22 protein-coding genes, 2 tRNA genes and 1 pseudogene are annotated in these 26,367 nt (G+C 68.0%); 22 read left to right on the forward strand and 3 right to left on the reverse strand.

The window, feature by feature from the left end; genetic code table 11:
* The first annotated feature begins 17 nt into the window (after positions 1-17).
* The 15 genes from leuB to ACZ5R1_RS09910 all read left to right on the forward strand — a co-directional run bounded on the left by leuB (position 18) and on the right by ACZ5R1_RS09910 (position 15,237).
* A complete protein-coding gene (gene leuB, locus ACZ5R1_RS09840) occupies positions 18-1,100 on the forward strand; it encodes a 3-isopropylmalate dehydrogenase (protein ID WP_027599659.1) in 1,083 nt (360 codons plus the stop codon).
* Between the two features lie 56 nt (positions 1,101-1,156).
* Positions 1,157-2,269 (forward strand): aspartate-semialdehyde dehydrogenase, encoded by a 1,113-nt coding sequence (gene asd / locus ACZ5R1_RS09845; RefSeq protein ID WP_007158663.1) that lies wholly within the window; start codon positions 1,157-1,159, stop codon positions 2,267-2,269.
* A 76-nt stretch (positions 2,270-2,345) separates the two neighbouring features.
* Positions 2,346-3,341: an aspartate-semialdehyde dehydrogenase gene (locus ACZ5R1_RS09850; protein WP_464713115.1), complete on the forward strand. Its 996-nt coding sequence runs from the start codon at positions 2,346-2,348 to the stop codon at positions 3,339-3,341.
* A 123-nt stretch (positions 3,342-3,464) separates the two neighbouring features.
* A complete protein-coding gene (locus tag ACZ5R1_RS09855; protein WP_464713116.1) occupies positions 3,465-6,143 on the forward strand; it encodes a motility hub landmark protein FimV in 2,679 nt (892 codons plus the stop codon).
* A 71-nt stretch (positions 6,144-6,214) separates the two neighbouring features.
* A complete protein-coding gene (truA, locus tag ACZ5R1_RS09860) occupies positions 6,215-7,066 on the forward strand; it encodes a tRNA pseudouridine(38-40) synthase TruA (RefSeq protein ID WP_007158660.1) in 852 nt (283 codons plus the stop codon).
* 54 nt (positions 7,067-7,120) lie between these two features.
* Entirely contained in the window at positions 7,121-7,750 is a 630-nt protein-coding gene (locus tag ACZ5R1_RS09865; protein WP_044342557.1) for a phosphoribosylanthranilate isomerase, read from the forward strand.
* Between the two features lie 210 nt (positions 7,751-7,960).
* Positions 7,961-8,830, forward strand: a complete 870-nt coding sequence (gene accD / locus ACZ5R1_RS09870; protein WP_007158658.1) for an acetyl-CoA carboxylase, carboxyltransferase subunit beta — start codon at positions 7,961-7,963, stop codon at positions 8,828-8,830.
* Positions 8,830-10,122: a bifunctional tetrahydrofolate synthase/dihydrofolate synthase gene (folC, locus tag ACZ5R1_RS09875; protein ID WP_464713117.1), complete on the forward strand. Its 1,293-nt coding sequence runs from the start codon at positions 8,830-8,832 to the stop codon at positions 10,120-10,122. Before accD ends, folC begins: the two co-directional genes overlap by 1 nt.
* Before the next feature lie 3 nt (positions 10,123-10,125).
* Positions 10,126-10,791: an SPOR domain-containing protein gene (locus ACZ5R1_RS09880; RefSeq protein ID WP_288478638.1), complete on the forward strand. Its 666-nt coding sequence runs from the start codon at positions 10,126-10,128 to the stop codon at positions 10,789-10,791.
* A gap of 54 nt (positions 10,792-10,845) precedes the next feature.
* Complete coding sequence (locus ACZ5R1_RS09885; RefSeq protein WP_007158655.1) at positions 10,846-11,391, forward strand: CvpA family protein; 546 nt, start codon at positions 10,846-10,848, stop codon at positions 11,389-11,391.
* Between the two features lie 81 nt (positions 11,392-11,472).
* Positions 11,473-12,981, forward strand: a complete 1,509-nt coding sequence (gene purF, locus ACZ5R1_RS09890) for an amidophosphoribosyltransferase (protein WP_007158654.1) — start codon at positions 11,473-11,475, stop codon at positions 12,979-12,981.
* A 10-nt stretch (positions 12,982-12,991) separates the two neighbouring features.
* Entirely contained in the window at positions 12,992-14,203 is a 1,212-nt protein-coding gene (locus tag ACZ5R1_RS09895) for an O-succinylhomoserine sulfhydrylase (protein ID WP_044342554.1), read from the forward strand.
* A complete protein-coding gene (locus tag ACZ5R1_RS09900) occupies positions 14,200-14,967 on the forward strand; it encodes an SDR family oxidoreductase (RefSeq protein ID WP_464713118.1) in 768 nt (255 codons plus the stop codon). Before ACZ5R1_RS09895 ends, ACZ5R1_RS09900 begins: the two co-directional genes overlap by 4 nt.
* Positions 14,968-15,046: 79 nt before the next feature.
* Positions 15,047-15,122 (forward strand) — tRNA-Val (locus ACZ5R1_RS09905).
* A gap of 38 nt (positions 15,123-15,160) precedes the next feature.
* Positions 15,161-15,237, forward strand: a tRNA-Asp gene (locus ACZ5R1_RS09910).
* Positions 15,238-15,376: 139 nt separating this feature from the next.
* On the opposite strand, the gene ACZ5R1_RS09915 is transcribed toward ACZ5R1_RS09910, so the two are convergent.
* The 3 genes and pseudogenes from ACZ5R1_RS09915 to kdgR form a co-directional block, all read right to left on the reverse strand.
* Entirely contained in the window at positions 15,377-16,240 is an 864-nt protein-coding gene (locus ACZ5R1_RS09915) for a methyl-accepting chemotaxis protein (protein ID WP_371099737.1), read from the reverse strand.
* Between the two features lie 39 nt (positions 16,241-16,279).
* A pseudogene (locus ACZ5R1_RS09920) lies at positions 16,280-17,059 on the reverse strand (MCP four helix bundle domain-containing protein); the annotation flags it as partial.
* Positions 17,060-17,180: 121 nt separating this feature from the next.
* Positions 17,181-17,963: a DNA-binding transcriptional regulator KdgR gene (gene kdgR / locus ACZ5R1_RS09925; protein ID WP_340246193.1), complete on the reverse strand. Its 783-nt coding sequence runs from the start codon at positions 17,961-17,963 to the stop codon at positions 17,181-17,183.
* A gap of 193 nt (positions 17,964-18,156) precedes the next feature.
* Here kdgR and ACZ5R1_RS09930 point away from each other — a divergent pair, with 193 nt between their 5' ends.
* From ACZ5R1_RS09930 to ACZ5R1_RS09960, 7 genes are all read left to right on the forward strand, one after another.
* Positions 18,157-19,452, forward strand: coding sequence for an MFS transporter (locus ACZ5R1_RS09930; protein ID WP_464713119.1), 1,296 nt, complete (start codon positions 18,157-18,159; stop codon positions 19,450-19,452).
* Positions 19,439-20,350, forward strand: a complete 912-nt coding sequence (locus tag ACZ5R1_RS09935; protein ID WP_464713120.1) for an SMP-30/gluconolactonase/LRE family protein — start codon at positions 19,439-19,441, stop codon at positions 20,348-20,350. The genes ACZ5R1_RS09930 and ACZ5R1_RS09935 overlap by 14 nt, the downstream gene beginning before the upstream one ends.
* Positions 20,347-21,330, forward strand: coding sequence for a sugar kinase (locus ACZ5R1_RS09940; RefSeq protein ID WP_115945480.1), 984 nt, complete (start codon positions 20,347-20,349; stop codon positions 21,328-21,330). Before ACZ5R1_RS09935 ends, ACZ5R1_RS09940 begins: the two co-directional genes overlap by 4 nt.
* A gap of 4 nt (positions 21,331-21,334) precedes the next feature.
* Positions 21,335-22,546 carry a D-mannonate dehydratase ManD gene (manD, locus tag ACZ5R1_RS09945; protein WP_464713121.1) on the forward strand — a complete coding sequence of 404 codons (1,212 nt, stop codon included), beginning with the start codon at positions 21,335-21,337 and terminating at the stop codon, positions 22,544-22,546.
* Between the two features lie 14 nt (positions 22,547-22,560).
* The gene (locus tag ACZ5R1_RS09950; protein ID WP_464713122.1) at positions 22,561-23,589 is read left to right on the forward strand and encodes a Zn-dependent oxidoreductase; all 1,029 of its coding nucleotides are present in this window, start codon (positions 22,561-22,563) and stop codon (positions 23,587-23,589) included.
* 70 nt (positions 23,590-23,659) lie between these two features.
* Complete coding sequence (locus ACZ5R1_RS09955) at positions 23,660-24,937, forward strand: MFS transporter (RefSeq protein ID WP_044342545.1); 1,278 nt, start codon at positions 23,660-23,662, stop codon at positions 24,935-24,937.
* The gene (locus ACZ5R1_RS09960) at positions 24,934-26,367 is read left to right on the forward strand and encodes a mannitol dehydrogenase family protein (RefSeq protein WP_027602063.1); all 1,434 of its coding nucleotides are present in this window, start codon (positions 24,934-24,936) and stop codon (positions 26,365-26,367) included. The genes ACZ5R1_RS09955 and ACZ5R1_RS09960 overlap by 4 nt, the downstream gene beginning before the upstream one ends.

The raw sequence follows: 26,367 nt of genomic DNA on the forward strand, positions 1-26,367 counted from the left end.
TGGAACAGGAAAAGACAATGAGCAAGCAGATCCTCATCCTGCCGGGCGACGGCATCGGTCCGGAAATCATGGCCGAGGCGGTCAAGGTGCTGGAAGCGGTCAACCGCGACCATGACCTCGGCTTCGAACTGGTTCATGACGACCTGGGCGGCGCCGCCATCGACCGTTACGGCGTGCCCCTGGCCGATGAGACCCTGGCGCGTGCCCGCGCCGCCGACGCCGTGCTGCTGGGCGCCGTGGGCGGTCCCAAGTGGGACAAGCTCGAGCGCGACATCCGTCCCGAGCGCGGTCTGCTGAAGATCCGTTCCGCCCTGGGCCTGTTCGGCAACCTCCGTCCGGCCATCCTCTATCCGCAACTGGCCGAAGCCTCGACCCTCAAGCCGGAAGTGGTCTCCGGCCTGGACATCCTCATCGTCCGCGAGCTGACCGGTGGCATCTACTTCGGCTCGCCGCGCGAGACCCGGGTGCTGGAGAACGGCGAGCGCCAGGCCTTCGATACCCTGCCGTACAGCGAAGGCGAGATCCGCCGCATCGCCCGCGTCGGCTTCGACATGGCCCGCCTGCGGGGCCGCAAGCTGTGCTCGGTGGACAAGGCCAACGTCCTCGAATCCAGCCGCCTGTGGCGCGAAGTGGTGGAGGAGGTGGCCAAGGACTATCCGGACGTCGAACTCAGCCACATGTACGTCGACAACGCCGCCATGCAGCTGGTCCGCGCGCCCAAGCAGTTCGACGTCATCGTCACCGACAACATGTTCGGCGACATCCTCTCCGACGAGGCCTCGATGCTGACCGGTTCCATCGGCATGCTGCCCTCGGCGTCCCTGGATGCGCACAACAAGGGCATGTACGAACCCTGCCACGGCTCGGCGCCCGACATCGCCGGCCAGGGCGTCGCCAACCCGCTGGCCACCATCCTCTCGGTGGCCATGATGCTCAGATACACCTTCGGTGCCGCCGCGGCGGCCGAGGCCATCGAGGCGGCGGTGGGCCAGGTGCTGGACCAGGGCCTGCGGACCGGCGACATCTGGTCGGAAGGCAAGCAGCGGGTCGGTACCCGCGAGATGGGCGAAGCAGTAGTAGCGGCGCTCGTTAGGCGTTAATCTGATCGGCCGCCAGGGGAGGCGGCCGTCCTCAAGACAACAAAGGTGCAGTAGCGATGAAACGTGTAGGTCTGATCGGTTGGCGTGGCATGGTGGGCTCCGTGCTCATGCAGCGCATGCTCGAAGAGCGGGATTTCGACTTGATCGAGCCCGTGTTCTTCACCACCTCCAACGTCGGCGGCGAAGGCCCGGCCATTGGCAAGGGCGTGGCGCCGCTCAAGGATGCCTACAGCATCGACGAGCTCAAGACCCTCGACGTCATCCTCACCTGCCAGGGCGGCGACTACACCAGCGAGGTGTTCCCCAAGCTGCGCCAGGCTGGCTGGAAAGGCTACTGGATCGACGCGGCCTCCAGCCTGCGCATGCAGGATGACGCCGTCATCGTGCTGGACCCGGTCAACCGTCGCGTCATCGACCAGGCCCTGGCCGATGGCCGCAAGGACTTCATCGGCGGCAACTGCACCGTCAGCCTGATGCTGATGGCCCTGGGCGGCCTGTTCGAAGCCGGTCTGGTGGACTGGATGAGCGCCATGACCTACCAGGCTGCCTCCGGCGCCGGTGCGCAGAACATGCGCGAGCTGATCCGCCAGATGGGCGCCACCCACGCCGCCGTCGCCGACAGCCTGGCCGATCCGGCCAGCGCCATCCTGGACATCGATCGCCAGGTCGCCGAAACCCTGCGCAGCGAAGCCTTCCCCACCGAGCAGTTCGGTGTTCCCCTGGCCGGCAGCCTGATTCCCTGGATCGACAAGGAACTGCCCAACGGCCAGAGCCGCGAAGAGTGGAAGGCCCAGGCCGAGACCAACAAGATCCTCGGTCGCTTCAAGAATCCGATTCCCGTGGATGGCATCTGCGTGCGCATTGGCGCCATGCGCTGCCACAGCCAGGCCCTGACCATCAAGCTCAACAAGGACGTGCCGCTGTCCGACATCCATGGTCTGATCAGCCAGCACAACCCCTGGGTCAAGCTGGTGCCGAACAACCGCGACGTCAGCATGCGCGACCTGACTCCGGCTGCCGTCACCGGCACCCTGAGCGTGCCGGTCGGCCGCCTGCGCAAGCTGAACATGGGCTCCCAGTACCTGGGCGCCTTCACCGTGGGCGACCAGCTGCTGTGGGGCGCCGCGGAGCCGCTGCGGCGCATGCTGCGGATCCTGCTGGAACAGTAGGTCGACGGCTAAACGTTTGCCTAGGGAGGAGGGCCGCCAGTAAAGTGCGGCCCTCTTTCGTTGCGGACGCCCCATCATGACTGCCAGAGATATCGCCCTCGTCGGCGCCACCAGCGCCTACGGCGAAGCCATTCGTGAACTCCTCGACGAGCGTGACGTGCCTCTCGGGCGGCTGCACCTGCTCGCCAGCGGTGAGTCAGCGGGGCAGAATCTGCCCTTCCGAGGCAGCAACCTGCGCGTCACCGGGCTCGAAGGCTTCGATTTTGCCCAGGTCGGCATCGCCATCCTCGCCGTGCCCGCCGCCGTGGTGGAAAGCCTGAGGCCGCAACTGGCCGCCGCTGGTTGCGCCGTGCTCGATCTCAGCGGCGCCTCCGCCGCGCTGTCCGTACTGCCGCGCATCAATGGCGAACGCCTGGACAGCCTCGCGGCGAACGCCTGGCTCGGCGTCCCCCTGGCGGCTGCCCAGGCCGCTGCCAGCGTGGCCGCCGTGCTGGCCCGCCTGAATGCGCTCACCGATGCGTCCATGACCGCCTGCCTGGCGGCCTCCGGTGCCGGCCGTGGCGGCGTCGAGGAATTGGCGCGGCAGGCCACCGAATTGCTCAATGGGCGCCCGGTGGAAGCCCGGCTGTTCGAAGGCCAGCTGGCCTTCAATCTGCTCGGTCGCACCGGTGCACCGGCCGCGGATGGCTATACTGCCCAGGAACATCGCCTGCTGGACGAATGTCAGCAGGTGCTGGGAGCGACCTTGCCGGTGCTGGATGTCACGGCCCTGCAGGCCCCGGTCTTCTTTGGCGACAGCCTGGCGCTGAGTCTGAGGGGCAAGGAGCAATGGCAGCTGGAGCAGGTGCTCGAGGCCCTGGGTGACGAGCCGGGTCTGGCGCTCGACGAAGACGTCGATTGTCCGTCGGCGGTTGGCGATGCCCTGGGGCGGGAAGAGGTGCTGGTGGGGCGGGTACGGCGACATCCGCGGGATGCGCGACGGCTGGAATGCTGGCTGGTGGCGGACAATGTCAGATTGTCGGCACTGACGGCCGTTCAGCTGGCCGAATTGTTGCTTAAACAGTCGGCCTAAAAGATACTTCGTGAAATGCTTCGCCCTTTTGGCTTGAGTAAAAGGGCAGTGGACGTGGCACGCAGCGATGGACACAGGCGCCCGCACGGTGGCGCGATCGACAGCTTCTAAAAAGGGACGGTCATGGTTCGAGTTCAGAAACTGGTGCGGGCAATTGCAGCGGCGAGCGCCTTGATGTCTGGCGCGGCCCAGGCGCTCAGCCTGGGGGAGATCCACCTCAACTCCGCCCTCAATCAGCCCTTCGATGCCACCATCGATCTGTCGGACCTGCGTGACCTCGGCACCGCCGACTTGCGCCCCAATCTGGCGTCCGTCGAAGAGTTCGGCAAGGCCGGCGTCGACCGTGCCTTCTTTCTCAACGACCTCAAGTTCACCCCGGAGGTGCGCAACGGGCGCACCGTCATCCGCGTGACCTCGGCGCGTCCGGTGCGCGAGCCCTATCTCAACTTCCTGCTGGAAGTGAACTGGCCCAGCGGCCGTATCCTGCGCGAGTACACCGTGCTGCTGGATCCGCCGCTCTATACCCCGCAGGCCGCCGCCGCGCCGTTCGCGCCCCAGGTCCCGGCCACGCCGCGAGCACGCGCCAACACGCCGAGCGCACCGCGTCCGGCCACGCCGCCAGCCGCGCCGGCGCCGAGTGCGACCCAGACGCCTGGCACCTACACCACCGAGCCGCGCGACACCCTCTGGGAAGTGGCGGCGCGCAATCGCCCTGCCTCCAGCGTCAGCGTCGACCAGACCATGCTGGCGATCCAGGATCTGAATCCCGACGCCTTCATCGATCGCAACATCAATCTGATGAAGAGCGGACAGGTGCTGCGCCTGCCCGATCAGGCCCAGGCCGGTACGCGACCCCAGCGCGAGGCGGTCGCCGAGATCGCTCGCCAGACCCGTGCCTGGAAGCAGGGTGGCACCGCCGCACCAGCCGGTACGCCGCGCCGTCAGGTGGACGCCTCCGCCCAGCTGAGCGGCAACGAGGCGCCGGCCGCCGCCGCCCCCAGGGACAATCTCAAGCTGCTCTCCGGTCAGCCGGCCGGGCGCGCGGGCGAGTCCGCCGGTGGCAAGGGCGGTGACCAGTCCCTCGCCGATCGCCTGGCGGTGACCCAGGAAAGCCTGGACACCACGCGCCGCGAGAACGAAGAACTCAAGAGCCGCCTGGGCGATCTGCAGTCGCAACTCGACAAGCTGCAGAAGATCATGCAGCTCAAGGATGCCCAGCTGGCGCGGATGCAGGCCAACATGGCCAATCCGCAGGCCGCGGGCCAGCCGGCCCAGCCGGCGGCGACCCCGGAAGCCGCGGCGCCGGTCGCGCCTGCGCCAACCGAGAACACCGCCACGCCGGCGCCCCAGGAGCCGACGGCCGCGACCCCGGCCATGCCGGTCGAGGCCACCCCTGCGCCCGCCACCACGCCGCCGGCCAGCGAGGCGGGTACCGGCTCGGCGCCGCCCGCGGCCAGCGAGCCCAAGGTCATTCCGGTCACCCCGAGCACCCCGGCCACCGAACCCACCGAGGCCACCAACAGTTTCCTCGACGAGATCCTCAGCAATCCGCTGTGGCTGGGCATCATCGGCGGCAGCGCGTTACTGGCGCTGCTGGTGCTGCTGATGATCAACTCGCGCCGCAATGCCGTGAAGGAGGCCGAGCGTGAGCGCGACGCCGAAGCCGCGCGCAGCGATACGGTGTTCGACGCCGATCCCGAACTCGGTGATCACCACGCGCTCGCCGGCCTGGAATTGAACCAGGGTACCCAGGACGCCGCACGAGACGCCGATGCCCAGGACGATGCCCTGGGTCAGGCCGACATCTACATGGCCTATGGTCGCTTCAGCCAGGCGGCCGAGGTGCTCAAGAAGGCCAGCGACCAGGAGCCCCATCGCGCCGATCTGCGCCTCAAGCTCATGGAAGTCTATGCCGAGATGGGCGACAAGGACGGCTTCCAGCGCGAAGAGCGCGAACTCAAGGAGATCGGCGGCGCCCAGCCGGCGGTCGAGCACCTGAAGTCGCGATATCCGGCCATGGCCACCGTCGCGGTAGCCTCCGCTGCGGTCGGCGCGGCTGCCCTGGCCGCCGCCCACGAACTGAGCGAGGAGCAATCCCGCAACCAGGGCTTCTCGGCCACCGAAGACAGCCAGGACTTCGATCTGTCCCTGGATGACTTCGGCAGCGAGGACACCCAGGGTCATCAGCCTGCCGGTCCGGCCGAGGAGCCGCTGTTCGGCGAGGCCTTCGCCGATGCTCAGGCCAAGGCGGCCGACCCGCGCGACGATTTCGACTTCGATCTGAATTTCGATGCCGAACCCGCGGCCACCCCGGCGGCGACTCCCGCCGCCAAGGACGACGACTTCGCCCTGGACTTCAGCGAATTCGAACGGCAGGGCGACCTGGCGCACGAGGAGCCTCTTGCGGATTCCAGTGCCGGCTCGGCCTTCGACGAGCCGCTGGCGCCGCCGGCGACCTCGACGACCGACGCCGAATTGCCCGCGAGTTTCGATCTGTCCGACTTCGACGACGAGCAGCCGGCGCCCAAGCGCGAAAGCGACGAGGAATTCGCCGCCCGCCTGCAGGAGGCCTCCCGCCAGTTCGATGCGGAGACCACCAGCGGCACCACCGGGGGCGATGGTCTGGACGACTTCGACTTCCTGTCCGGCGAAGACGAGACCGCCACCAAGCTGGACCTGGCGCGTGCCTACATCGACATGGGCGATCCGGAAGGTGCTCGGGACATCCTCGACGAGGTACTGGCCGAGGGTAACGCCGGGCAACAGCAGGAAGCGCGCGAGATCATCGCCCAGCTCAGCTGAGGCTGGCCGGACTTGGCAGAGGAGGGGAGGCGCTATAAGCTGCCTCCCCTTTTTTTCGCCTGGCCGTCGCCTTGGATTTTCTAGACCCCACCATCATCGTCCCGCCGCAGCGCATCGCGCTCGGCGTCGAGTACAAGGGCGCCCGCTATCGCGGTTGGCAGCGCCAGCAGCCGGGCGTGCGCTCCGTTCAGGAGACCCTGGAAGACGCCCTGTCCGAGGTCGCCGCGGCGCCCATCGCGCTGCATTGCGCCGGGCGTACCGACTGTGGCGTGCACGCCACCGGCCAGGTGGTGCATTTCGAGTCCCCGGTCGCGCGGCCACTCAAGGCCTGGGTGATGGGCACCAACGCCAATCTGCCGTCCGACATCAGCGTCACCTGGGTCAAGCCGGTCAGCAACGAATTCCATGCCCGTTTCAGCGCCATGGCGCGGCGTTACCGCTATGTGATCTATAACGATCCGATCCGGCCTGCGCACCTGGCGGAGGAGGTCACCTGGAATCATCGTCCGCTGCGCATCGAGCCCATGCGCGAGGCAGCCCAGGTGCTGCTCGGTACCCATGATTTCACCTCCTTCCGGGCCAAGGCCTGCCAGGCCAAGTCGGCGATCAAGACCATCCACCACCTGCGCCTCTGGCAGAGCGGGCGGCTGATCGTGCTGGACATCCGCGCCAACGCCTTCCTGCATCACATGGTGCGCAACATCGCCGGGGTGCTGATGGCGGTGGGCTGTGGCGAGCGACCGGTGGAGTGGGTCGCCGAGGTCCTGGCGGCGCGGGAGCGGCGCCTGGGTGGCGTAACCGCCCATCCCTACGGCCTCTACCTGGTGGACGCCGAATATCCCGAGAGCACGCCGGTGCCCAAGCGGCCGCTGGGTCCGCTGTTCCTGGGGCATATCCCCGAGCTGGATGACCCCCAAGGCTGACGCTGCGCGGGTGGTCTGCTAACATCCATCGATTTGGAACGAGGTCATTCCGGTTTGGCTAACGTTCGAGTGAAGATCTGCGGGATCACCCGGGTCGAGGATGCGCTGGCCGCCGCGGCCGCCGGCGCCGATGCCATCGGCCTGGTGTTCTATGCGCGCAGCCCACGGGCGGTGAGCGCTGCCCAGGCGCGCCAGATCGTCGCGGCGCTGCCGCCCTTCGTCACCAGTGTCGGGCTCTTTGTCGATGCCTCGCCCTGCGAGATCGAGGAGACGCTGGACGCCGTGCCCCTGGACCTCCTGCAATTCCACGGCGACGAGACCCCGGCGCAGTGCGCCCGGTATCGCCGTCCCTATATCAAGGCCCTGCGCATGCGCGAGGATATCGACCTCGCCGCCATCGCCCGGGACCATGCCGGCGCCCGCGGGCTGCTGCTCGACACCTATGTCGCCGGCGTACCCGGTGGGACAGGGCAGGCCTTCGACTGGACGCGGGTACCCCGGGATCTGTCGCTGCCGCTGATCGTGGCCGGTGGCCTGGACGCGACCAACGTCGCCACCGCCATCGCCGCGTCCCGCGCCTATGGCGTGGACGTGAGCGGCGGCGTAGAGCAGGCCAAGGGCATCAAGGATGCCGCCGAGATCGTGCGTTTCGTGGCGGCCGTGCGGGGTGCGCCGGTCGCCTGATGTGACCCTCGTCGGGTGGTTGCCGTCCACACCTGCGACATATTCAAGCAGATCCGCCCTGGTGGGCCTGCCGTCCGACTCCCCGGGAGTCGGCATGAGACAACAGGGTAGCGGCCCGGGCAACAGCGGGCGCTGCCGAACCTATTACAGATGCTCAAGGAAGGCGCGGCCGCGGTCGCGCTGGGAGCCCATGCAAGTGGAGAGAGATGCATGAGCAATTGGCTGGTCGACAAACTGATTCCTTCCATCATGCGGTCCGAGGTGAAGCGCAGTTCGGTGCCGGAAGGTCTTTGGCACAAGTGTCCGGCCTGCGAAGCGGTCCTCTACCGTCCGGAGCTGGAAAAGAACCTGGACGTGTGCCTGAAGTGCGGTCACCACATGCGCATCAATGCGCGGCGCCGCCTGGACATCTTCCTCGACGCCGAGGGTCGTGAAGAGCTGGGCACCGAGCTGGAGCCGGTGGACCGCCTGAAATTCCGCGACAGCAAGAAGTACAAGGACCGTTTCACCGCCGCGCAAAAGGAAACCGGCGAAAAAGACGCCCTGATCTCCATGCGCGGCACCCTCAAGGGCATGCCGGTGGCGGTCTGCGCCTTCGAATTCTCCTTCATGGGTGGCTCCATGGGCGCCGTGGTCGGCGAGCGCTTCGTGCGCGCGGCCAATGTGGCCCTGGAAGAGCGTTGCCCGCTGATCTGCTTTTCCGCCTCGGGCGGTGCGCGGATGCAGGAAGCCCTGATCTCGCTGATGCAGATGGCCAAGACCTCCGCGGTGCTGGCGCGTCTGCGCGAAGAGGGCATCCCCTTCATCTCGGTGCTGACCGATCCGGTCTATGGTGGCGTCTCCGCCAGTCTGGCGATGCTGGGTGACGTCATCGTCGCCGAGCCCAAGGCCTTGATCGGCTTTGCCGGTCCGCGGGTGATCGAGCAGACCGTGCGCGAAAAGCTGCCGGAAGGCTTCCAGCGCAGCGAATTCCTGCTGGAGCACGGCGCCGTCGACATCATCGTCTCGCGCAAGGAATTGCGTGATCGCCTGGCGCGTCTGCTGGCGACCTTCCAGCACCAGCCGGTACCGGCGGCCTGATGGCTTCGCGCAGCCTCGCGCAGTGGCTGGCCTATCTCGAGCAGCTGCATCCGTCGGCGATCGACATGGGCCTGGACCGGGTGCGCGAGGTCGCGCAGCGGCTGGGCCTGACCCGGCCGGCCCCGCGGGTGGTGACCGTGACCGGCACCAACGGCAAGGGCTCCACCTGCGCCTTTCTCGCCAGTCTGCTGCGCGCCAGCGGACAGCGGGTCGGCGTCTATGCCTCGCCGCATCTAGTGCGCTACAACGAGCGCGTCGATGTGGACGGCACCCTGGCCAGCGATAGCGATCTGTGCACCGCCTTCGCCGCGGTGGAAGCCGCGCGGGGCGAGATCAGCCTGACCTATTTTGAAGTGGGTACCCTGGCGGCCTTCTGGCTGTTCGAGCGTGCCCGGCTGGACGTCGCCGTCCTCGAAGTCGGTCTGGGCGGACGCCTGGACGCGGTCAATCTGATCGACGCCGATCTGGCGCTGGTCACCAGCATCGGCCTCGACCACGCCGAATGGCTGGGCGACACCCGCGAAAGCGTCGCCGTGGAAAAGGCCGGTATCTTCCGCGCCGGCAAGCCGGCCCTCTGCGGCGATCTGAAGCCCCCCGCGCCGCTGATCCAAGCCGCCGAGCGCCTGGGTGCTCCCTTGCTGCTGCGCGGCGAAGCCTTCGACCTGCAGATCGAGAGCGCCGGCTGGTTCTGGCGCGGGCGCGATGCCCAGGGCAACGCCCTCGCGCTGCCCGGTCTGCCGTTGCTCGACCTGCCCATGGAAAATGCCGCCCTGGCCTTGCAGGCCTACGCCTTGCTCGACCAGCCCTGGCTGCCGGAGCAGATCGCCGCGGCCCTGCAGGCGACGCGCATGACCGGACGGCTCGATCGCCGCCAGGTCGAGCGGGCAGGGGAGGCTCGCAGCGTCCTGCTGGACGTGGCCCACAATCCCCACGCCGCCGAGTACCTGGCCCGGCGCCTGGCCATGAAGCCGATCGCCGGCGTACGTCGTGCGGTGTTCGGCGTCCTGGCCGACAAGGACCTGGACGGCATCCTGGCGCCCCTGGAGGGTCTGTTCGCCAGCTGGGCGGTGGCGACCCTGCCGACCCCGCGCAGTCGCGACGGTGCCGAGGTGGCCGCACGCCTGGTCGAGCGCGGTGCCCAGGCCGAGGCCCATGCCTCCCTGCTGGCCGCCTTCGAGGCGCAACTGGCCGCCAGTGCGGCCGACGACGAGGTGGTCGTGTTCGGCTCCTTCTACAGCGTCGCCGAGGTGCTCGCGCAGCTCTCTTCCCCATCCGAATCCGCGGAGGCATAACCCATGCTCAAGCAAAGAGTCATCGGAGCGCTGGTGCTGCTGGCGCTGATCATCATCTTCGTGCCCATGCTCTTCAATCGCCAGGACGACGCCCGCAAGGTGGCGGTCGAGGCGCCGCCCCAGCCGGCCGCACCCAGCGTGCCCGCGACCGAGGTGCAGCCGGTACAGACGCCCGAGGCGCCGCCCGTGGTGGTGGTGCCGGACGAGCCGGCCAAGCCGCTCGGCAAGCCGCAGACCCCCATTGCCGGTACCGCCGGCCAGGCGCCGACGCAGAATGCGCCGGTAAGTCCCGCGCCTGCCCAATCCCAGCCTGCCGCGCCGGTCGCCAAGGCACCTGCCGCCCCTGCGCCCGTTGCCAGCGCGCCAGCGGCGCCCTCAGCTACACCGGCGCCGGCGGCCAAGCCGGACTCGCGGCTGGGCGCGGCCAATCTGCCCAACAGCTGGTCGGTCCAGCTCGCCAGCCTGTCGTCCCGGCCCAGCGCCGACGCCCTGCAGGCCAAGCTGCGCAGCCAGGGCTACAACGCCTATGTGCGCACCGCCGATGGCATGAATCGCGTCTTCGTCGGGCCGGTGATAGAGCGCAGCGAGGCGGATCGGCTGCGCGATCAGCTCAACAAGCAGAATGGCGTCAAGGGTTTCGTCGTGCGCTTTCAGCCGGAGCGCGGTTAACCCGGTCACAAGGCTCTGCTAGAATGCAGGGCCTTTTTGTAAGTGGACCTTGCCGTGGGCTTCACCTGGGTGGACTGGGCGATCGTCGCCGTTGTCATCGTTTCCAGCCTGATCAGTCTCAGGCGCGGCTTCGTCAAGGAAGCGTTGTCACTGGCCACCTGGATCGTCGCCGGTGGCGTGGCCTGGGTCTTCGGTGGGGCACTGTCCACCTATCTGGTCGACTATATTCAGGTGCCGTCCGGGCGAGTGATCGCCGCCTGTGTCATTCTTTTCGTGCTGACGCTACTCGTGGGTGCCCTGGTGAGCTTCTTGCTTGGCGAACTGATCCGCGTCACCGGATTGTCGGGCACCGATCGCTTTCTCGGCATGGCCTTTGGCGCCGCCCGCGGTGCCTTGCTGATCACCGTGGCCGTGGGGCTGTTGAGCCTGGGGCCGGTCCAGCAGGATGGCTGGTGGCAGCAGTCGGTGCTGGTTCCACATTTTCTGCTGGTGGCCGATTGGTCGAAGAATCTGCTGTTGGGCTTTGCCGGCCAGTGGCTGGGCGCGACGCCCATGCCCAGTCTGCAACTGCTGCCGCAGCTGGGGCCCAAGGCTCCTTGAACGCTTTTCCAGGCCTCGCCTTGCGGGGTCATCCTGCGATGGTCCGCCGTCGCATCACTTGAAACAGTGGGGTCGCGTCACATGTGTGGCATCGTAGGTATCGTGGGCAAGACGAACGTCAACCAGTCTTTGTACGACGCGCTCACCGTCCTTCAACATCGCGGTCAGGATGCCGCCGGTATCGTCACCAGCCTGGACGGTAAACTCTTCCTGCGCAAAGACAACGGCCTGGTCCGCGACGTCTTCCAGCAGCGGCACATGCAGCATCTGGTCGGCCACATGGGCATCGCCCACGTGCGCTATCCCACCGCCGGCAGCTCCAGCTCCGCCGAGGCGCAGCCGTTCTACGTCAACTCGCCCTATGGCATCACCCTGGCGCACAACGGCAACCTGACCAACGTCGAGCAGCTGTCCCGCGAGATCTACGAATCCGATCTGCGCCACGTCAACACCACCTCCGATTCCGAGGTGCTGCTCAACGTCTTCGCCCACGAGCTGGCGGTGCGCAACAAGCTGCAGCCGACCGAGGACGACGTCTTCGCCGCGGTCTCCGAGGTCCATGAGCGCTGCCGTGGCGGCTATGCCGTGGTGGCCATGATCACCGGCTACGGTATCGTCGGCTTCCGCGATCCCAACGCCATCCGTCCCATCGTCTTCGGCCAGCGTCACACCGAATACGGCGTGGAGTACATGATCGCCTCCGAGAGCGTCGCCCTCGACGTACTCGGCTTCACCCTGATCCGTGATCTGGAGCCGGGCGAGGCGGTGTACATCACCGAAGACGGTCGCCTCTACACCCGCCAGTGCGCGCAGAATCCGCAATACGCGCCTTGCATCTTCGAGCACGTCTACCTGGCGCGTCCGGATTCCATCATCGATGGCATCTCGGTCTACAAGGCGCGCCTGCGCATGGGCGAGAAGCTCGCCGAGAAGATCCAGCGCGAGCGCCCCGAACACGACATCGATGTGGTCATCCCGATTCCGGACACCAGCCGCACCGCGGCGCTGGAGCTGGCCAATCACCTGGGCGTCAAGTTCCGCGAGGGCTTCGTCAAGAACCGCTACATCGGCCGGACCTTCATCATGCCCGGCCAGGCCGCGCGCAAGAAGTCGGTGCGCCAGAAGCTCAACGCCATCGAACTGGAATTCCGCGGCAAGAACGTGATGCTGGTGGACGACTCCATCGTCCGCGGCACCACCTGCAAGCAGATCATCCAGATGGCCCGCGAAGCCGGCGCCAAGAAGGTCTACTTCTGCTCGGCGGCTCCGGCGGTGCGTTTCCCCAACGTCTACGGCATCGACATGCCCAGCGTGCACGAGCTGATCGCCCACGGCCGCACCACCGAGGAAGTCGGCGAACTGATCGGCGCCGACTGGCTGATCTACCAGGATCTGCAGGACCTGCAGGAAGCCGTGCGTACCCGCAAGGCACCCAAGGTCGAGCAGTTCGACTGCGCGGTGTTCGATGGCGAGTACATCACCGGCGACGTCGATGCCGCCTATCTGAACCGGATCGAACAGGCGCGCAACGACGCGGCCAAGGTCAAGCACAAGGCGGTCAGCGCCATCATCGATCTCTACAACGACTAAGGAGCTGCACATGAGCCAAGACTGGGATGCCGGACGCCTGGACAGTGATCTCGAGGGCGCGGCCTTCGAGACCTTGGCGGTGCGGGCAGGGCAGCAGCGCTCGCCGGAAGGCGAGCATGGCGAAGCCCTGTTCCTGACCAGCAGCTACGTGTTCCGGACCGCCGCGGATGCCGCGGCGCGCTTCGCCGGCGAGGTGCCGGGCAACGTCTATTCGCGCTACACCAACCCTACGGTCCGTACCTTCGAGACCCGTATCGCGGCCCTGGAAGGCGCGGAGCAGGCGGTGGCCACCGCCTCGGGCATGTCGGCCATCCTGGCCATGGTCATGAGCCTGTGCAGCGCCGGTGACCATGTGCTGGTTTCGCGCAGCGTGTTCGGCTCGACCATCAGTCTGTTCGAGAAGTACTTCAAGCGCTTCGGCATCGAGGTGGACTATCCGCCGCTGGCCGATCTGGACGCCTGGCAGGCGGCCTGCAAGCCCAACACCCGGCTGTTCTTCGTCGAGTCGCCGTCCAATCCCCTGGCGGAGCTGGTGGACATCGCCGCCCTGGCCGAGATCGCCCATGCCCGGGGCGCGCTGCTGGCGGTCGACAACTGCTTCTGCACCCCGGCGCTGCAGAAGCCGCTCGCGCTGGGTGCCGACATCGTCATCCATTCGGCGACCAAGTACATCGACGGTCAGGGTCGCGGCATGGGCGGCGTGGTCGCCGGTCGTGCCGAGCAGATGAAGGAGGTGGTGGGTTTCCTGCGTACCGCGGGCCCGACCCTGAGTCCCTTCAACGCCTGGCTGTTCCTCAAGGGCCTGGAGACGCTGAAGATCCGCATGCAGGCGCACAGCCAGACCGCACTGGAGCTGGCACGGTGGCTGGAAGGCCAGCCCGGCGTCGAGCGGGTCCACTATGCCGGCCTGGAAAGCCATCCGCAGCATGAGCTGGCGTGCCGCCAGCAGAGCGCCTTTGGCGCCGTGGTGAGCTTCGAGGTGGCCGGTGGGCGCGACGCCGCCTGGCGCTTCATCGACGCCACCCGGATGATCTCCATCACCACCAACCTGGGCGATACCAAGACCACCATCGCCCACCCGGCGACGACCTCGCACGGGCGGCTGTCGCCGGCCGAGCGCGCCAATGCCGGGATCAGCGACAGCCTGATCCGCATCGCCGTGGGTCTCGAAGACCTGGGCGATCTGCGCCAGGACCTGGCCCGCGGACTGGCGGCGCTATGAGTCTGACGTTCGCACCGGTAGAGCTGCGTGTCGCCCTGGTCACCGGCGCGGCGCGTGGGATCGGGCTGGGTATCGCCGCCTGGCTAATAGCCGAAGGCTGGCGGGTAGTGGTGGCCGATATCGAGCAGGAGCGCGGCGCCAAGGTGGCCGCCGCACTCGGCGAGCGCGCCTGGTTCGTGGCTCTGGACGTGGCTGACGAGGGTCAGGTGGAGGCCGCCGTGGCCCAGGTGATCGGCCAGTTCGGTCGGCTGGACGCCCTGGTCAACAACGCCGGTCTCGCCACCGCCCAGGGCCAGCCGCTGGAAAGCCTGGCGCTGACCGAGTGGCGCAAGGTGCTCGGGGTGAATCTGGACGGCCCCATGCTGCTGGCCAAGCACTGCGCGCCCTATCTGCGCGAGCAGCAGGGCGCCATCGTCAACATCGCCTCGACCCGCGCCCGGCAGTCCGAGCCCCACAGCGAAGCCTATGCCGCGAGCAAGGGCGGGTTGCTGGCCCTGACCCATGCCCTGGCCGTCAGCCTCGGCCCGGAAGTGCGGGTGAATGCCCTCTGCCCGGGCTGGATCGACGCCCGCGATGCCCATGTCCGCGCGGCCGAACCGCTGTCCGCCTCCGACCACGAGCAGCATCCGGTCGGACGGGTAGGGACGGTGGAGGACGTGGCGGCCTGCGTGGCCTGGCTGCTCGGCGGCAACGCCGGTTTCCTCACCGGCGAGGCCATCACCCTGGACGGCGGCATGACCCGCAAGATGATCTACCTGGAATAGCGCCCGAAAAAAATAAAATTGGAAAAATCCTTGACGGATCAAGGGGCTACGAGGAGAATGCGCGTCACCCGAAGGGGATGGCTGATTAGCTCAGCTGGGAGAGCACCTGCATCACACGCAGGGGGTCGGCGGTTCGATCCCGTCATCAGCCACCAAACTCTTCGGGAAGTGTTCCGCAAGGTGCACGCAATGCGCGGCGGTAGTTCAGTCGGTTAGAATACCGGCCTGTCACGCCGGGGGTCGCGGGTTCGAGTCCCGTCCGCCGCGCCATACGAGTCGTTCCGGGTCCTCTGAACTGCCCGAACGACGCAAGAGAAGCTGCCCTAGGGCAGCTTTTTTTGTGCCTGGAGAAAAGGCCGGCCGATCCTTCGCGGACTGCCACCGTTTTGGCGGCCAGCGCCGGCCCCGGTCAAATCACGAATTCCGCCACCACCTGACGGAGACCGGCCGCCAGGCGCGACACCTCATTACTGGCGCTGGAGGTCTGACTGGCGCCCGCGGCGGTCTGGTCGGACAGGTCCTTGATGCTGATCAGGCCCCGGTCGATGTCCTTGGCCACCAGGGCCTGTTGTTCGGCGGCCGTGGCGATCAGCGCCGTACGCTCGTCGATGCCGTTCATGGCTCCGGCGATGGCCAATAAGGCACCGTTGGCTTCCCGGGCAACGGCCAGGGATTGTTCGGCGGTCTGGCTGCTCTGCTGCATGGCCTTCACCGCGTCCGTCGAATCCTGCTGGATGGTGCCGATCATGGCCTCGATCTCCCGCGTCGACTGCTGGGTGCGGTGGGCGAGGGCGCGGACCTCATCCGCGACTACGGCGAAGCCGCGACCCTGATCGCCGGCGCGTGCCGCTTCGATGGCGGCATTGAGCGCCAGCAGATTGGTCTGCTCGGCGATGGCGCGGATGACGTCGACCACGTTGCTGATGGCCTGGGCGCGCCCCGACAGCGTCTGGATCTGGCCGCTGCTCTGATCGACCTGGGTAGCCAGCCGTTCGATGGCGGTCAGGGTCGCGGCCACGTGTTGCAGGCCGGCCTGGGTCAGGGTGCTGCCCCTTTGCGAGGCGCCGGCGCTTTCCTCCGCGTGGCGCGCCACCTCGTCCACCGCGGCGCTCATTTCCGTCACCGCGGTGGCCACCTGGCCGATCTCGTCGTTTTGCCTGAGCAGGCCGCGATTGCCAGCGTCGATCACCGCGGTCATCTCCTCGGCGGAGGCGGCCAACTGACTGGAGCTGTCCGCCAGATGGGCCACGGTATCGCGCAGATTGGCCTGCATGTCGGCCAGGGCGGTCAGCAGGCCGGCGGCCTCGTCGCGGCCCGTGACCTGGATGTCTTCGGCAAGATCCTTGTTGGCGATCCGCTGGGCGATGCGCAGGGCTTCGCCGATGGGCAGGGTGATGCTGCGCGTCAGCAGGAAGGCCAGGGCGATGGTGGCCAGCAGGGTGGCGAGGATCAGCCCCGCGACCCAGGCCAGGCCGTGGTCGTAGATCCGTCCCGCTTCGATGCCCGAGGCGACGGCGCCCCGGTCATTCAGCGCGGCCAGGTTTTCGATCTGCGCCTGCAGCTGGTCGGCGGCCGCCCGCATGCGGCCGTTGGCCAGGGCCTCGGCACCGGGCAGATCCCCCGTCCGGTAAAGGGTCTCGAAGCTGTCCAGCAGGCCCAGATAAGCCGTGGCCCCGTCCTGCACCGCCTGGTACAGCCGCTGCTCCGCATCGCTGGACACCAGGGGCGCATAGTCCTTTACCCCGGTGGCGAAGCGGCTGCGCAGATCGACCAGGGCCGTGGCCATGTCCGGCTGGCGCGCGGGGTCCCGGGTGCCCAGGGCTCTCAGGCTTTCGAGGCGCAACCTGAGCAGCGCCGCGGTCATCTGGCCGGCCTGGCGGACGCTGGGCATCCAGTCCGTTTCCACCTCGATTTCCGACTGCCTGAGTTGCCGCATCTGGATCAGGGCGATGGCCCCGAGCGCGATGACGATTGCTACGATAATCGAGAAGGCCAAGGCCGACCGGCGACCCACCTTGAGTGTGCGCATCATCATGACAGTCACCGTGAGGGTAGCCCCGGCGGGACACCGGGTTGGAGTTGTGATGTGCATCACACGCTATAGGGGGTGGCTTAGCGGCGGCTTAAGGCCGAGCCGGCCATAGGACCATTGGTCTGACTATGGCTGGACGCCCGAATCAGTGCCCTCGTGGGAGCGACGATCCCGGCTGGCGCTAGCCGGCCGGGGCACCCATCTGCGCCGAGATGCGCGCCGTGGTGGCGAGCATCTGCTCGACGTACTCGGCCTTGAGGTCTTCGCGGAAGCGGAAGCAGGGAAAGGACACGCTCAGGCCGGCGATGACCTGGCCGAAGCGATCGCGGATCGGCGCCGCCAGGCACCTCATGTTGGCCTCGAATTCCTCGTGGTCTTCGGCGAAGCCCAGCTCACGAACCCGCGCCAGTTCCGCGAGGTAGGCGGCCAGGCTGTCGAGGGTGTTGGGCGTGCGACGGACAAAGGTTTCCTGGGCGAGGATCTGCCGCACCTCGGCATCGGGGCGCCAGGCCATCAGCACCTTGCCGATCCCGGTGCAATACAGCGGAGCCCGCCGACCGATGCGTGAATACATGCGCAGGGTGTAGCGCGAATCGAGCTTGTGCACATAGACGATGGCGCCCTCGTCGAAGATGCCGAGGTGGACGGTCTCGCCGGTGAGGTCGTTGAGCAGGCGCATGCCCGGTTCGGCTTCGCGGACCAGCTCCAGCTGGGGCAGGGCGCGGGCGCCCAGTTCGAACAGCTTGACGCTGAGGCGGTAGCGGTCCTCGGCGTCCTGGACCACATAGCCCAGCGCCTTGAGCGTCTGCAGGAAGCGGTGGACGGTGCTCTTCGACAGGTCCAGCTGCTGCGCCAGCTCCGAGACGCCGCAGTCGTCCTCGCGCTCGCCGAGGGCTTCGAGCACCGCCAGGGTGCGCCCGACGGCGCTGACCATGTCATTGCCGAGTTGCTGAATCTTTTCCATGGGACCGCCGGTCGCCTGGTTGCCGGAACACTGTTCCATTCTGATTGACGGATGCGGGAAAGGCCAGCAACACTGTTCGCCAGCGAATGGAACAACGTTCCAAAGCATTTCGCGCGTAAGGGTCTTCTCTCACCGCTGGCGGTCGCCGGGGGTGCGAACAAAAACAACAACGGAACCCGCGACGATGAAATCCATGACCAAGGCCCCGGGCGCATTGGCGCCTGCCGCTCATACTCCCCGCTGGCTGCCCCGCGCCCATCCGGTGTCCTGGCAGATGCTCGGCATCACCACCCTGGCGATGCTGATGATTTCGGTGGATCGCCAGCTGTTGCCGACCGTGCTGCCGGCGATCATGCAGGAATTCGGACTGGACGCCGCCCAGGGCGGCTGGCTCAGTTCGCTGAGTTTCGTCGGTACCCTGGTCGGCGCCCTGGTGGTAGGGGTGCTGGCCGACAGCGTCGGCACCGGCCACCGCCGTGCCTGGAGCTGGGTGGGGGCCTGCGCCCTGACCATAGGCTCGGCCTTCGCCACCGTGTACGCGCGCTCGCTGGGCGCCCTGCAGGTGCTGAGATTCACCATGGGCCTGGGCACCGGCGCCATGGAGCCGGTCAACATCGCCGTGGCCAGCGAATTCTGGCAAAAGGAAAATCGCGGCTTCGCCCTGGGCGTCCACCATACCGGCATGCCCCTGGGGCAATTCGTCGGCCCGGTCCTGATGGGACTGATCCTGGCCAATGGCGACTGGCGCGCCACCTTTCTCTGGATTCCCCTGATCGGTCTGCCGATCATCCTGCTGCAGCTTTACCTCGGCCGCCGCCGCAACGAGGAACAGGTCTATGCCTGGATCCGCGAGGAGGGGCTGACCGTGCCGGTCGACACCGCCGCGCCGGTCTCGCGCAATCCGCTGAGCAACCTGCGTCAGGCCTTTGCCGAGCGCAACGTGCGCCTCTGCCTGGTGATGAACTTCCTGTTTCTCTGGACCGAGATGGGCGTGGCCACCTTTCTGACCTACCAGCTCACCAGCCAGCTGGGGCTGAGCCTGGCCGAGGCCGCGGTGATCTCCGGCGCCTCGGGGCTGGTGGGTTGGGCGGGGCAGATCTTCTGGGGGACGCTGAGCGATCACCGCGGCCGCAAGTTCGCCCTGGGCATCCTGACCGTCGGTTTCTCGATCTGTGTGGCGCTGTGCATGTTCATCGACAGCCGCACCATGGCCTGGACCCTGCTGCTGGCCTGGGGCCTGTTCCGCAACTCGCCCTATGTGGTGCTCTATTCGCTGGCGGTGGATTCCTCGCCCCGCGCGGCGGGTAGCGGCCTGGGCCTGCTGATTGGCGTGGGCCTGGGCCTGGCGGGCTTTCTGGTGGGGCCGGTGGCCGGCTACGTGATCGAGCATTTCGGCTGGCACTGGAGCTACGCCATGCTCGCCCTGAGCTGCCTGCTGGTGCTGATACCGCTGCGCTTCGTGGAGGAGACCCAGCATGGCGCCACCTGAGTGCCTGTTCGATCATGGCGATGAACTGGGCGAAGGCCCGGTGTGGGATGCCCGGCAGCAGCGCCTGCTGTGGGTGGATATCCTCGCCGGTCGCCTGTTGCGCGCCGCGCCGCAGCCGGCGGCTCCGGTCGAGGTGCTGGAGTTCGGCCGACCGCTGGGCTGCGCCGTGCCCCATGTCGACGGTTCCACCTGGCTGGCCTTGAGCGACGGCGTCTGGCGCCTGGCCGTCGGCGCCGCCCAGCCGACGCCCGTTGCGCAGCCGCCCCGGGCGGTCCATGGGCCTCAGCACCGTTTCAATGACGGCAAGTGCGATGCGCTCGGCCGCTTCTGGCTGGGCACCACGCTGCTCGACGAGGCGCCCGGCGGTGGCCGGCTGTATTGCCTGGACCTGGATGGCCAACTGCATCAGGTGCTCGACGGCATCACCGTGTCCAACGGCCTGGGCTGGAGCCCGGACAACCGGACCTTCTACTACATAGATTCGCCCACCCGCCGGGTGCAGGCCTTCGACTTCGATCTCGCCAGCGGCCAGCTCGGTCGCGGGCGCACCCTCATCGACTTCGGCGAGCAGCCCGGCGTGCCCGATGGCCTGGCCGTGGACAGCGAAGGCGCGCTGTGGATCGCCCACTGGGACGGCTATCGCCTGAGTCGCTGGAGCGCCGAGGGCGTATTGCTCGCCTGGGTGGAGCTGCCGGTGGCGCGGGTCACCTCCTGCGCCTTCTATGGCGCGCGCCTGGAGCAGTTGCTGATCACCACCGCCCGGGTGGGTCTCGATGATTCCGCCCGCCAGGCGCAACCCCTGGCCGGGCGCAGCTTTCGCCTCGATCCCGGCGTGACCGGCCTGGCGGTGTCCGCCTGCCGCGTCCGGGTTCCGGACCATCCTCAGGAGTCTGCATGACGCTACCCCTCGTTTCGTCCCCCCTGACCCGCATCGGCCTCATCGGCGAATGCATGGTCGAGTTGCGCAGTCAGGAAGATGGCCAGCTGGGCCAGGCCTTTGGCGGCGATACCCTGAATGCGGCGGTCTATCTGCGGCGGCTGCTCGGCGACGACCCGGTGCAGGTGGATTACCTTACCGCGGTGGGCGACGACAGCCTGAGCCAGGCCATGCGCGCACGCTGGCGGGAGGAGGGGGTGAGTGACGCGCGGGTGCGGGTATTGCCCGGGCGTCTGCCGGGACTCTATCTGATCCAGACCGATGCCGACGGCGAGCGGCGGTTTCTCTACTGGCGCGGCGAGGCGGCGGCGCGGGAGTGTTTCGACGGCGCCGAGGCGCAGCCGCTGCTGGCGGCCCTGGCCGAGTATCAGCTGCTCTATCTCAGCGGCATCAGCCTGGCGGTGCTGACCGATACCGGTCGCGAGCGGCTGCTGGAGGCCCTGCGCCAGGCGCGCGCCGCCGGCACCCGCATCGTCTTCGACAACAACTACCGGCCGCGGCTGTGGCCGAATCTGCAGGCGGCGCGCACGGCCTATCACCGGTTGCTGCAGCTCACCGACCTGGCGCTGGTGACCTGGGAGGACGACGCCGCGCTGTTCGGCTTCGCCGACGAGGCGGCGCTGCTTGCCCAGTACGCCGAGTGGGGCGTGGCCGAGGTGGCGCTCAAGCGCGGCGCGCGCAGCTGCCTGCTGCAGCATCGCCAGGGGCGCCAGGAGGTGGCCGGCGAAGCCGTGGCCCGGGTGGTGGACACCACCGCCGCCGGGGATTCCTTCAGCGCCGCCTACCTGGCCTGCCGCCTCCAGGGCGGGGCGCCCGAGGTGGCCGCCGCCTGGGGGCATCGCCTCGCCGCCACGGTCATCCAGCATCCCGGCGCGCTCATCCCGCGCGCCGCCATGCCGGCGCTGCCGCCCCTGATTCCCGCGCTCACTGCCCAGGCCTGAAGTCATGAAGATCACCGAAGCCCGCGTCATCGTCACCTGTCCCGGTCGCAACCTGGTCACCCTCAAGATCGTCACCGACGAAGGCCTCTATGGCCTCGGCGACGCCACCCTCAATGGCCGCGAACTGGCGGTGGTGGCCTACCTGGAAGAGCACGTGCTGCCGGCGCTGATCGGTCGCGACGCCCACCGCATCGAAGACATCTGGCAGTACCTCTATCGCGGCGCCTACTGGCGGCGCGGACCGGTCACCATGACCGCCATAGCCGCGGTGGACGTGGCGCTCTGGGATCTCAAGGCCAAGGCCGCCGGTATGCCGCTGTACCAGTTGCTCGGCGGCAAGAGCCGCGAGCGGGTGATGGTCTATGGCCACGCCACCGGCAAGGACATCGAGAGCTGCCTGGACGAGGTGGCCCGCCATGTGGAGCAGGGCTATCGCGCGGTGCGGGTGCAGTGCGGGGTGCCGGGCATTCCCACCACCTACGGCGTGGCCAAGCGCGAAGGCGAGCGCTACGAGCCGGCCGACAGTGACCTGCCGGCCGAGCACGTCTGGGACACCGCCAAGTACCTCAATCACGTACCCAAGCTGTTCGCCGCGGTGCGCGAGCGCTTTGGCGACGACCTGCACCTGCTGCACGACGTGCATCACCGGCTGACGCCCATCGAGGCGGGACGGCTGGGCAAGAGGGTCGAGGAATACAACCTGTTCTGGCTGGAGGACTGTACCCCGGCGGAAAACCAGGAGGCCTTCCGCCTGATCCGCCAGCACACCACCACGCCGCTGGCGGTGGGCGAGGTGTTCAATTCCATCCACGACTGCCGCGAGCTGATCCAGGAGCAGCTGATCGACTATATCCGCGCCACCCTGGTGCATGCCGGCGGCATCACCCACATGAGGCGCATCGCCGATCTGGCCGCGCTCTACCAGGTGCGCACCGGCTTCCATGGCGCCACCGACCTGTCGCCGGTGTGCATGGGCGCGGCGCTGCACTTCGACAGCTGGGTGCCCAACTTCGGCATCCAGGAGCACATGCCCCACGAGGCGCGCATCGAGGAGGTCTTTCCCCATGCCTATCGCTTCGACAACGGCCATTTCACCCCGGGCGAGGTGCCCGGCCACGGCGTGGACATCGATGAAGACCTCGCCGCCCGTTATCCGTACAAACGCGCCAGCCTGCCGGTGAACCGGCTGGTGGATGGCACCCTGTGGCACTGGTGAAGGAGGAGTCCAGGATGAAAGCCTTTCAGGTCAGAGCGCCCCACGAATTCAGCATCGCAGAGGTCGCGGTACCCACGCTGGCGCCCGGTGAGGTCCGCGTCGGAGTGGCCTATGCCGGCATCTGCGGCTCGGACATGCACATCATCCATGGGCAGAACGCCTTCGTGCGCTTTCCCCGCGTCACCGGCCACGAGTTCGCCGGCGTGGTGCGCGAGGTGGGCGCGGGCGTGAGCGGCCTGGCGGTGGGCGATCCGGTCTGCGTCGATCCGGTGATCGCCTGTGGCAGCTGCTATCCCTGTCGCATCGGCCGGCCCAATGTCTGCAGTCGCCTGCAGGTGCTGGGGGTGCACCGCGATGGCGGCTTCAGCGAAGAGGTCTGCGTACCCGCCGCCAACGCCCATCGCCTGCCGCCCGGTCTGCCGCTGGCCCAGGCCGCCCTGGTCGAGCCCTACAGCATCGCCCTCAATGTGCTGGAGCGGATGCAGTTCCTGCCCGGCGATGGCCTGCTGATCTACGGCGCCGGCGTGATCGGCCTGACCCTGGTGCAGATGGCCAGGGCACTGGGCATCGCCGACATCACGGTGACCGATTTGCTGGACGATCGCCTGGCCACCGCCCGGACCCTGGGCGCGACCCGCACCCTCAATGGTAGCGAGACCAATGTCGAGGCGGCCATGCGCGAAGCCACCGGCGGCGAGGGCCTGCCGCTGATCGTCGACGCCGCCTGCCATCCGGCCTTGCTGCCGGAGATCGTCCGGCTGGCGTCGCCGGCCGGGCGCATCGGCCTGCTGGGCTTCAGCGCCACGCCCAGCGAGCTGGTGCAGCTGGAGATCATCAAGAAGGAACTGACGCTGGTGGGCTCGCGGCTCAACAACGGCCGCTTTCCGCGGGTCATCGAGCTGCTGGCGACGGGCCGGCTGGATGCCACGGCGCTGATCAGCCACCAGGTGGCCAGCCAGGAGATGCCGGGCGCCATCGAGCTGATCGAAAGGCACCCCGAGCAGACCCGCAAGGTGCTGGTGCAATGGGGTGGCAACGCCTGACAACACGGGCTCCCCGAGGGGCGCCGCTGCGATGCCTTACCGAATAAAGACAATGAGCGGGAGGTAACAAATGGCTGGACAAGGTCGTGGACTGGTACTCGTCATGCTGTTCCTGGCGGGGGTCGTCAACTATCTGGATCGCTCGGCGCTGTCGGTGGCGGCGCCGCTGATCCAGAAGGACTTCGCGCTCAGCGCCGGCGAGATGGGGTTGCTGTTCAGCGCCTTCTTCGTCGGCTATGCGGCGTTCAACTTCATCGGTGGCTGGGCCGCCGACCGCTATGGCGCCAAGACCACGCTGCTGCTGGCCATGGTGCTCTGGTCGGCGTTCAGCGGCCTGACGGTGCTGGCCTCGGGCTTTGCCGCGCTGATCGTGATCCGGGTGCTGTTCGGCATGGCCGAGGGGCCCCTGAGCGTCTCCACCAGCAAGATGGTCAACAACTGGTACGCGCCGCACAACCGCGGCCGCACCCTGGGCCTGTCGATGTCGGGCACCCCCCTGGGCGGCGCCATCTCCGGCCCCATCGTCGGCGTGATCGCGGTGGCCTACGGCTGGAAGGTGTCCTTTGTCGTCATCATGCTGATCGGCTTCGTCTGGGCGGTGGTCTGGTACCTCTGGATCAAGGACAAGCCAACCGGCCAGCTGGCCGCCGACATCGCCGCCGAGGAGCGCGCCGTGGCCGTGGTGGACACCGAGGTCAGGCCGCTCAAGTACTACCTGCGCCAGCCCACGGTGCTCTTCACCGCCCTGGCGTTCTTCGCCTACAACTACACCCTGTTCTTTTTCCTCACCTGGTTTCCCAGCTACCTGATCCAGGCCTATGGCCTCAACGTGAAGGACATGAGCATCGCCACGGTGATCCCCTGGGTGCTGGGCTTCATCGGCCTGGCGGTGGGCGGCTATCTGTCCGACTGGGTGTTCCGCAAGACCGGCCGGTTGATGTTCTCGCGCAAGGTGGTGCTGGTGACCTGCCTGCTGGCCTGCGCCCTGTGCATCGCCGTGGCCGGCCTGGTCAGCACCCTCTATGCCGCGGTGGCTCTGGTGGCGCTCTCGGTGTTCTTCCTCTACCTGACCGGCGCCATCTACTGGGCGATCATCCAGGACACGGTGCCGGCGGCGCGGGTGGGCGGGGTGAGCGGCTTCATGCACTTCCTGGCCAACACCTCGGGCATCATCGGCCCGGCGGTGACCGGCTACCTGGTGCAATTCACCGGGGCCTTCACCAGCGCCTTCCTGCTAGCCGGCGCCCTGACCGTGATCGGTTCGCTGTGCGTGGCGCGCTTCGTCAAGCCGCTGGCCGAGCGGCCGGCGGACGCACCCGCCGAGCTGGCCACTGGAGGCGCCCGATGAGCGATTTCGAACGTATTCCTTCGCGCTATCCGGCGCCCGCCATCGGCATCGTCCACCTGGGCCTAGGCGCCTTCCATCGTGCCCACCAGGCGGTCTACCTGGAGCGCAACCTGGCCCGCCATGGCGGCGGCGCCTGGGGCCTGTGCAGCGCCAACCTCAGATCGGGGCGGGCGCTGGTGGAGACCCTCAGCGCCCAGCAGGGTCGCTATCACGTGGCCGAATACCGCAACCGGCGCGAAGGGGTGCTGCGCGAGATCGGCGTCCTGCGCGAGGTGCTCTACGCTGGCGACGGCGGGGCCGGGCGCGAGGCCCTGCTGGCCCGGCTGGCCGATCCCGGGGTGCGCATCGTCACTCTGACGGTGACGGAAAAGGGCTATTGCCTGAGTCCGGCCAGCGGCGCGCTGCGCCGCGACGATCCCGGCATCGTCCACGACCTAACCGAACCGCGGGCGCCGCGCACCGCGCCGGGGCTGCTGGTGGAAGGCCTGCGCCGGCGCCGGGCGGCCGGCATCGCGCCCTTCACCGTCCTCTGCTGCGACAACATGCCGGACAACGGCCAGCGGACCCGCCAGGCGGTGGTATCCCTTGCCGAGGCCCAGGACGCCGGGCTGGCGGCCTGGATCGCTACCGAGGTGGCCTTTCCCTGCAGCATGGTGGATCGCATCGTTCCGGCCATGGACGAAGCCGCCTTCGCGCGGCTGCGCGATCTCGGCTGCGATGACCCGGCCGCCGTGGTCGGCGAGGCCTTCAGCCAGTGGGTGGTCGAGGACCGCTTTCCGCAAGGGCGCCCGGACTGGGAACGGGAAGGGGTGCAGATGGTGGCGGACGTCCGCCCCTTCGAGACCATGAAGCTGCGCCTGCTCAATGGCAGCCATTCGCTGCTGGCCTATGTCGGCAGCCTGGCCGGTCACGGCACCGTGGCCGAGGCCATGGCCGATGAACGCCTGGCGGCCCTGGTGCACCGCTATATGAGTCGCGAGGCGGCGCCGACCCTGGACATGCCGGAAGGCGTGGATCTGCCGGGCTATGCCCAGGCGCTGGTCGCGCGCTTCCGCAACGATGCCCTGCAGCACCGCCTGCGGCAGATCGCCATGGACGGCTCGCAGAAGCTGCCGCAACGCTGGCTGCTGGGCGCCCGGCAGCTGCTGGAGCAGGGCGGTGATCCGGCCTGCACCGCCCTCGGCGTGGCGGCCTGGATCCACTATGGTGAAGGCGAGGGCGAGGCGCTGGACGATCCCCTGCGCGCGACCCTGGCCGCCTTGCCTACGGGCGCGGCGCGGGTGGACGCCGTGCTGGCGCTGGCCGAGGTCTTTCCCCCTGACCTGGCCGCGCACCCCGTCTTTCGCGCCGCGGTGCAACGGGCCCACGCGCGCATCGCCGCGGCGGGTATCGAAGCGGCCATCGCCGATCTGACCGAGCAAGGAGTCTGA

It is taken from the genome of Pseudomonas sp. Pso3 (assembly GCF_055393275.1).